The organism is Brevundimonas sp., assembly GCF_044239655.1.
Classification (GTDB): domain Bacteria; phylum Pseudomonadota; class Alphaproteobacteria; order Caulobacterales; family Caulobacteraceae; genus Brevundimonas.
In genome coordinates, this window is record NZ_JBIIAY010000132.1 from 1 (window position 1) to 8,174 (window position 8,174).

8 protein-coding genes are annotated in these 8,174 nt (G+C 62.3%); 1 reads left to right on the forward strand and 7 read right to left on the reverse strand.

Annotated features, from left to right (window positions below; genetic code table 11):
• The 4 genes from ACILQR_RS14260 to gmd form a co-directional block, all read right to left on the reverse strand.
• Window positions 1-411: hypothetical protein (locus ACILQR_RS14260; RefSeq protein WP_395652055.1), on the reverse strand; the 411-nt coding region annotated here is incomplete at its 3' end.
• Window positions 408-1,415 carry a GDP-L-fucose synthase family protein gene (locus ACILQR_RS14265; RefSeq protein WP_395652056.1) on the reverse strand — a complete coding sequence of 336 codons (1,008 nt, stop codon included), beginning with the start codon at window positions 1,413-1,415 and terminating at the stop codon, window positions 408-410. The genes ACILQR_RS14265 and ACILQR_RS14260, both read right to left, overlap by 4 nt.
• Window positions 1,416-1,589: 174 nt before the next feature.
• The gene (locus ACILQR_RS14270; protein ID WP_395652057.1) at window positions 1,590-2,558 is read right to left on the reverse strand and encodes an NAD-dependent epimerase/dehydratase family protein; all 969 of its coding nucleotides are present in this window, start codon (window positions 2,556-2,558) and stop codon (window positions 1,590-1,592) included.
• Window positions 2,558-3,538 carry a GDP-mannose 4,6-dehydratase gene (gene gmd / locus ACILQR_RS14275; RefSeq protein WP_395652058.1) on the reverse strand — a complete coding sequence of 327 codons (981 nt, stop codon included), beginning with the start codon at window positions 3,536-3,538 and terminating at the stop codon, window positions 2,558-2,560. Before gmd ends, ACILQR_RS14270 begins: the two co-directional genes overlap by 1 nt.
• Before the next feature lie 282 nt (window positions 3,539-3,820).
• Between gmd and ACILQR_RS14280 the strand changes: the two genes are divergently transcribed.
• Window positions 3,821-4,939 (forward strand): WcbI family polysaccharide biosynthesis putative acetyltransferase, encoded by a 1,119-nt coding sequence (locus tag ACILQR_RS14280; RefSeq protein WP_395652059.1) that lies wholly within the window; start codon window positions 3,821-3,823, stop codon window positions 4,937-4,939.
• Between the two features lie 32 nt (window positions 4,940-4,971).
• On the opposite strand, the gene rfbA is transcribed toward ACILQR_RS14280, so the two are convergent.
• The 3 genes from rfbA to ACILQR_RS14295 form a co-directional block, all read right to left on the reverse strand.
• Entirely contained in the window at window positions 4,972-5,847 is an 876-nt protein-coding gene (rfbA, locus tag ACILQR_RS14285; protein WP_395652060.1) for a glucose-1-phosphate thymidylyltransferase RfbA, read from the reverse strand.
• Complete coding sequence (gene rfbB / locus ACILQR_RS14290; protein ID WP_395652061.1) at window positions 5,844-6,899, reverse strand: dTDP-glucose 4,6-dehydratase; 1,056 nt, start codon at window positions 6,897-6,899, stop codon at window positions 5,844-5,846. The genes rfbA and rfbB overlap by 4 nt, the downstream gene beginning before the upstream one ends.
• A gap of 81 nt (window positions 6,900-6,980) precedes the next feature.
• Window positions 6,981-8,174: carotenoid oxygenase family protein (locus tag ACILQR_RS14295; protein ID WP_395652062.1), on the reverse strand; the 1,194-nt coding region annotated here is incomplete at its 5' end.

Sequence of the window (8,174 nt, forward strand, 5' to 3'; positions counted from 1 at the left end):
GACCACTCCATAGAAGTCGGCGCCCGGAAAGAAGATGACGTCGTCACTTGTGATCTTGTAGTCCGCCAGCGTTCCCGCGGCATCGTAAGTCGCCACACGCTCGAACGGATCGGCATAGTCGTCGTCAAAGGCCGGATGCTGGTTCACAATCTGGTTGGACTGTGCCGGCGACATGATCGGAATGTAGCGGTTGTACAGGAAGGTGAACCTGCGATCGAACCCGAATTCTGCCGCTACCTCTTTCGGCAATCCGGTCGAAGCCAGGCAATGAACGGCGTCGAAATCGCCACCCAGATCCTTGCGAAAGTGGTTCAGCGCCGGGACCGTGTGTCCATAGGGGAGAACGCAGGTTGGATCGCAGATCAGAAGGGTTCGCCCCAACCCACCGGTCTTCTTCTTCTTCGTGCTCATGAGTTTACCGCACGCGCTCCAGTGGGTTCAAAGGTCGAAATACCGTCGTTGATGGCGCGAACTTCGCCACGCGCCCCCTCGGCCAGGAAGGTCTGGTAGGCGAGACGCATGCCCTCCTCGAGACCGTGTTTTCCCGACCATCCCATGTCGTGAAGCCTGGTGGAGTCCATCAGCTTGCGCGGTGTCCCGTCCGGCTTGGACGCATCGAACACCAGATCTCCTTCGAACCCGACCACCTTGGCAGTCAGGTGAGCGAGATCCCGTATCGAAATCTCGTCACCGGATCCGACATTCACGTGAGGTGCATCGGAATAGGTCTTGGTCAGAAAAACGCAGGCGTCGGCAAGGTCATCCACATACATGAACTCGCGCAACGGGGTACCCGACCCCCACACCTCTACCGAAGGTGCCGACGCCAGCCTGGCCTCATGCATCTTGCGAATAAGGGCAGGCATGACGTGGCTTGAGTTCAGGTCGTAGTTGTCTCCCGGCCCAAACAGGTTCGTCGGCATCGCCGAAATGAAATCCGCCCCGTACTGCTTGCGATAGGCCTGGCAAAGCTTGATGCCGGCGATCTTGGCGATCGCATACCATTCGTTGGTCGGCTCCAGCGGACCGGTCAGAAGCGAGTCCTCGTGGATCGGCTGAGGAGCCAGGCGCGGATAGATGCAGGACGACCCGAGATACAGGAGCTTCTCGACCCCGCCACGATAGGAGGCGTGAATCACGTTCGCCGAGATCATCAGATTCTGGTACAAAAAGACGGCTGGCAAACTGTCGTTTGCCATGATGCCGCCGACCTTGGCGGCGGCCACAATGGACACATCGGGCTTGTTGGCCTGGACCCAGGCGTCAACGGCGGCGGAGTCAGTCAGGTCGAGATCGTTTCGGCCCGCCGTGAGGATCTCGCAGTTCTCCTCCTGCAAGCGGCGGACAATGGCAGAGCCGACCATGCCTCGGTGACCCGAGACCCAGACGCGCTTCCCACTCAATGACACCGTCATCACTTCACTCCCTTAGGGAAATTCATTCCTGGCGCTCCGGTCGTAGAAAGCGCCCGATGCCCGGCATACCCCCGATGCTGCGTCGCAATATATGCCACAGTCAGGTACCCAGCTCCAACATAAGCGAACAATGTTTTCGACATCACGTAACGCCCCCGACCGTCGAACATGCACTCATGATGTCTGCTGCCGCCAATAGTCGAGGATGCCCTTGATCGTTTCGTCGGTCAGACCTCCGGGCGACCAGCCTGTCGCATTGCTTAGAGACTTGATCGAACCTGCCGCACACGGTGTCTCGACGGAACGAAGACGATCATGGGAGACCACGACCTCGGGCCGCGCGGTGCTGCCCGCGATGAGCTTGTCGAGCAGATCGCGGACCGTGCGGACCTCGCCGGAGCAGACGTTGAATGTGTTCACCGCCGGCAGTGATCCCCGGGCCTCTATCACCGCCAGAATGGCCGCAACGGCATCGCGTACGTCGCCGAAATCCCGCTTGGCCGTAAGATCACCGACTTCGATCCGACCCACCCCGCCTTGCCGCTCAATCCTCGCCAATTGCGCGGCGAACGACGCCGCGACGAACTGTTCGCCCTGGCCGGGACCGACATGATTGAAGAAGCGCAGAATGATCAACTGGGCATCGACACCCAATGTGTCACGCAGCACAAACTCGGCAGCCAGTTTGCTTCTGGCATAGGGGGTCATGGGCCGCGGACATGAATCCTCGTCCATGGGCAGCTGGGACTGGAACGAGTCGCCATAGACCTCGGCGCTGGACGCAAAGATGAAGCATGCATCCGGCTTCACCGCGCGCACAGCAGATGCCAGTCGCCGCGTGCCGCCGACGTTGACCTCCCAGACGTCCGAGCCGATCTCCAGAGACTTGCCGACGCTCGCCTGGGCTGCCAGGTGAATCACCACATCCGGTCGGGATTGATCGACAAGGCGGTCGATAGACGCGGCGTCGGCCATGTCGGCCTGGAGATGGTGCGCGTCCACAAGACCGCGAGGCCCCTTTCGGCAACTGGAGAACACGACGAAGTCCGGAAACCGGCTCCTCAGTGCCCTGACCAGATGAGCACCGATAAAGCCATCAGCGCCCGTGACGAGGATGGAGGGATGCCGGATTTCCGAGTTCACTAGGCCCGCCTGGCGCTATGCCGCTCCAGATCCGCCTCGACCATTTCCGCGATCAGTTGTTCGAACGTGACTTCAGGCGTCCAGCCCAGCTTGGCCTTGGCCTTGGCAGGATCACCCAGTAGCACATCGACTTCGGCAGGACGCAGGAACGCGGGGTCAAGCTTGACGTAGTCCTCGTAGTTGAGTCCAACCTGTTCGAAGGCTACGCGGCAAAGATCGCGCACCGACACCGTGCGCCCCGTCGCCACAACGTAATCATCTCCGCTTTCCTGCTGCAGCATCAGCCACATCGCGCGGACGTAGTCGCGGGCATGACCCCAGTCGCGCGTCGCATCCAGATTGCCCATGGGCAACTCGGACGCCAGACCAAGCTTGATGCGCGCCGCTGCGTCGGTGACCTTGCGGGTCACGAACTCAAGACCACGCAGGGGCGACTCGTGGTTGAACAAGATTCCGCTACTGGTGTGGAGCCCAAAGCTCTCGCGGTAGTTCACCGTCATCCAGTGACCGAAAAGCTTGGCAACCGCATAGGGACTGCGCGGATAGAAAGGGGTCGCCTCGCTCTGCTGCGGCTCCTGGATCAGACCATACATCTCCGACGAGGACGCCTGATAGAAGCGCGCTTCCGGGGCCTCCAGACGGACAGCCTCCAGGACGTTGTTGACGCCGATGGCGGTGACCTGACTGGTCAGCAGCGGCTGTTGCCAGGACGCCTTCACGAAGGACTGCGCCGCCAGATTGTAAACTTCGTCCGGCTTTATCTCCCGGATCGTACGCGACAACGCCGACACGTCCAAAAGATTTCCGTCCTCGTAGGTCACGTCGTTCTGGATGCCTAACCACTGGAGCCGGCGGAAATGCCCTTCGGCATGGCTACTCCGTCGAACAAGGCCGTGAACCTTGTAACCCTTTTGCAGGAGAAGTTGCGACAGATAGGCACCATCCTGGCCGGTGACGCCAGTAATCAAAGCGGTTTTCAATTCGTGTCCTCACGTCGTTCGACGGTTCGCTACCATCGGTCCTTTATGGCCGCAACCGTCAAGTCGGGACCACCCTTCAGAAACACGACCCGGGGAGCCCCTGAGAGGGCCTGCGGCCGAACACCTCATCCTGCGTTTGCCAACATCGCCCCGGTAGGGAACACGGCAGGGCGGGGTGTCGATGCCTGGATCCATCGGCGGCTCGATCGGCGGATTGCGGCTCAACGGCCAAGGCTTTAGTCGATAAGGCCACGACCGCGGCTGCGGACCAAAGGGTAATCGATGAACGTCTACATACATGGCAACTGCCAGGCCCTGGCCTTGGTCGAACTGTTGCGGGAAGTCGCAACCGGGACCCTGAAGATCGACGGACGCGCCTGTTACCAGACCGATCTGGACCAGGGACTTCAGGACCATATCGCCGCCGTCCGCAGCGCGGACATCGTCGTTCACCAACCGATTTCAGACGGCTATCGGGGTGTTCAGGAACTTTCGCTAAGCTGGGCACGCGAGAACACCCGGCCCGACGCAATATTCGTGGAGTTTCCGGTCATCCACCACAGTGGGCAGATGCCGCAGATATTCACCTTGGGTGAGTTTGCGGGCGACCGGATGGAATATCATGACGCGCACGCGATCGACTATTTTCTGCGTCGACTGCCTGCCGACGCATTTGTCGCCGACATTCTGAGTGCCGACTTTCTGCCGTTCGATTTTGCCCGGTCCGAGGCTTTCGGAGCCACGCTCGACCTCATGCGCCGTGAAAGCATCAGTTCCTCGGGCATTACCAGCGCGGATTTGATCGTCCCCAGGTTTCACCGCGAACAACCCATGTTCACGGTCAACCATCCTGCCCGGAATGTCCTGGCAGGGGTCGCGAACAGGATCCTGGCCCATGCGCACCGACCGGAACGCATCGCGATCGAAGGACGCGAACCCCTGGATGCGATCATCCTCACGCCCTACCCTTCGGTCGCCACTGCGCTCGAATACTCCGGATCAGGCCTTCCCCTGGGCCAGGTGCGCTATGCGGGAGAATGGGTCGACGCAGTCTCCTATTACGGGGCCGTGTTCGAGACTTACGAGGATATCGGCTACGACCGGGTCAAGGCGGCGGCCGCCGGTAGCCGGGGGATTTCTGAGTACCTGGATCGCTTCGCCAGAGCCAAGGGCACGGCACACGACGCGGACGGCGTCCTGGTAAGGCAAGCCTACGGCCTGTTTCTCTCACGCCACCCCAACGATGACGAACTGCGAAACGCGCGCACATTCGTCGATGAACGCGGTCTGACAGATTTTCTCGCGACCTTTCCCGCCTCCGAAGAGTTCGTGAGCGCGGGGGGGTTTGACGGCCTGGCCGGACGCTACCACGCCAACGGCGGGAAATTCGGCCCCCTATGAGACTGAACGATCCCTCCTGACCCGACGATGTGTCAGCCTCTGACCTCGGCGATGACATTGAACAGATAGTTTCCGTAGGCGGAGCCCCCGTGCTCGTGCGCCAATCGACCCAGCGCGTCGGCTCCAATATAGCCCATCTGATAGGCGACCTCTTCCGGACAGGCGATCTTGTAGCCTTGGCGTCGTTCGACGGTTCTAACGAATTCGGACGCCTCCAGAAGACCGTCCGGCGTGCCCGCGTCCAGCCAGGCATACCCCCGGCCTATGCGCTTGACGTTCAGTCGCCCGAGCTCAAGATACGCGCGGTTGATGTCGGTGACTTCCAGTTCGCCGCGTTCGGAGCGCTGCAGTCCTCGCACGATATCAACGACCTCGGCGTCATAGACGTACAAACCCGTCACTGCCCAGTTCGAGCGGGGGTTTGTCGGCTTTTCCTCGATCGACAGGATGCTCTTGTCGCCGTCGAACTCGACCACGCCGTAATCTTCGGGGCGATTGACGTGGTGGGCGAAGATCGTCGCCCCGCGGTTCAGGCTGACCGCGTCGGCGAACACGCTCCCGAGCCTGTCTCCATAGAAAATATTGTCGCCCAGAATCAGAGCCGACGTCTCGTCTCGAACGAATGTTTCTCCGATACGGTACGCTTCCGCGATCCCGCCGGCCCCGTCCTGGACGGCATAGCTGAAGGCACACCCCCAGAGGGATCCGTCACCCAGAAGCGCCTGATAATCCGCCGTATCACGGCTGTTGCAGATGATCAGGATCTCGCGCACGCCGCACAGCATCAGCGTGGTCAGCGGATAGTAGATCATCGGCTTGTCGTAGACGGGCAAGAGGTGCTTGGAGACGACCTTCGTCATCGGGGCCAGCCGACTTCCGGTGCCGCCCGCCATCAACAGGCCCTTCACGGATTTCGCCCCACGCTGTCGAGCCCGAGCCGGCGGGTCCGCTGGGCCGCGTCGCCCGTCAGATCGCCTTGCTCCAGAAACCAGGCCACGGTTCGTTCCAGTCCCTGGTCGAAGTCCACACTCGGCTCGAAGCCTATCTCCCGGCAGGTTTGTGTGAAATCGACAGCATAGCGGCGATCATGACCCGGCCGGTCCTGGGTCAGCGCGATCAGTCGGGCATGGGGAGCGCCCTGCGGTCTCAGTCGATCCAGAACGGCGCAGATCGTGGTCACCACCTGCAGATTGGTCCGCTCCGCTCCGCCTCCGAACATATAGGTAGCCTGCGACCTTCCCCTTTCGATCACGGCCAGCAGACCCGCCGCGTGATCCTCGACCGCAAGCCAGTCCCTGATGTTGCCGCCATCGCCGTAGACGGGCAGGCTCAAACCCGCGATCGCACGCCGGATCGTCAAGGGAATGAGTTTCTCGGGATACTGGCGGGGCCCGTAATTGTTTGAGCAATGAGTGACGATGACCGGCAGGCCGTAGGTGTGCCCCCACGCCCGCACCAGGTGATCAGAGGCGGCTTTGCTCGCCGAATAGGGAGAGTGTGGATCGTAGCGGCTGATGGCGTCAAATCGGCCGGTCTCACCAAGACTGCCGAACACTTCGTCAGTGGAGACCTGAATGAACCGGAAAGCGTCCCGTCGAGCCTTCGTCAGCCGTGACCACCACATTCGGGTCTCTTCCAGCAGCCCGAAACCGCCGAGGATGTTGGTCGCGACAAACGGACCCGGCTCATCGATCGAGCGATCGACATGGGTTTCGGCGGCAAGGTTGATCACCACATCCGGCTCGAACTCGGCCAGCAGTCTCGCGACAAGCTCACGATCGCCGATATCCCCCTTGACCTTGGCCAGACGGTCGTTCCGCTCCATGCCGTGCAGGTTTCGCCAGGTCCCGGCATAGGTCAGGGCGTCGACCACCAAGACCTCGTGGTCCGTGTGCTGCATCAGCCGATCAACGAGAGCGCTTCCAACGAAGCCCGCACCGCCCGTCACGATAATGTTCATCCGGCCCCCGCCATTTTGCGACACCGGCGATCACTCCTCGAACTCGGTGGAGAGGGCAATCAGTTTCTCGCTGCGGATTCGTTATCCCCGCCACGCTCCGTGAAACCCGGCCGGCAGTGCCACATCCGCCGCCCATGTGACCAGCGGCCCGTCGGATACATTCCCTGCGTCGAACGCATGCAACTGGGTCACCCCTGCCCGCAGGTCGATCGAGGGGACGATCAGCCACGCGTCGCGTTCGCGCGTCCCGCCGGGCTTGGGCACGAACACCGCCTCCTCGACCACGTGGCCGGTGCCGAAGTGGAAGGCGTCGGCACGCCCTCTCGACCAGTCCTGGACCGCCAGCCCCGTCGGCAGGGGACGCCCCGTCGTCTCTCCGGCCGTATGGACCGTCAGGCTGCGCCGCAGGCCCGCGAATCGGGGATTGGCTTGCGGGAATTCGCCCGTCAGCCCGCTCGAGACCATCTCGGCCCGGCCGTCGGCGTGCAGGGTAATCAGGGCCAGCTTGGTCGGCTCGCCGGGCACCCGGCCGCGCCCCTCGACCAGAACCCGGGCCCCCTCGACCGCGAACTCGATGTCCTTGCCCGCCGCGACATCGAACCGGATCGTGCCGTCGCTGTCGGCCCAGGCGTCGCCCAGATGGAAGAAGGAAAAGGTCGGCAGCTCATAGACCCGGCTGCGGCTCAGGTCGGCCTTGTCCAGCACCACCACCTGCGTTCCCATCTCGGGCCGCCAGCTGAACTGGGTCGTGAAGGGCATGCCGTTGCGCTCATGCACCCAGGGCTGGAGCACGAAGATCAGGTGCCGGTCGGTCGCCGTGAAATCATGGAAATAGCTGGCGCGCGGCAGGGTCACGACCTGGCCCTCGATCAGGCCGCCCGCGCCGTTCAGATGCCAGACGATGACCTGCGCCCCATTGGCCCCCACGTTCCAGATGGTGCCGTCGGGATCGAACCGGGGATGGGCCTGGAAAGGCATGCCCTTCAGATCGGGCTTGAGGGTGACGTACTGTTCGGTGGCCAGGGTCTGTGCGTCCATCTGTAGCGGCGATCCGCCCTCCCACAGGGCCCAGACCTTGTCGCCGGCGACCATGACGGCAGTGTTGGCGCAGTTGGCGTCGTCGACGGAATCGATCCGGGCGCCGGGGCGGCCCGGGGTGCCGAAGCCCGGCGTGACCACGGCATCGAGCTCGGTCTCGGTGCGGCGCTTGTTGGTGTCGGCGAACCGGGCGCGCAGCATGACCTGACCACCGGCGATGTCGACGGACCGCATCAG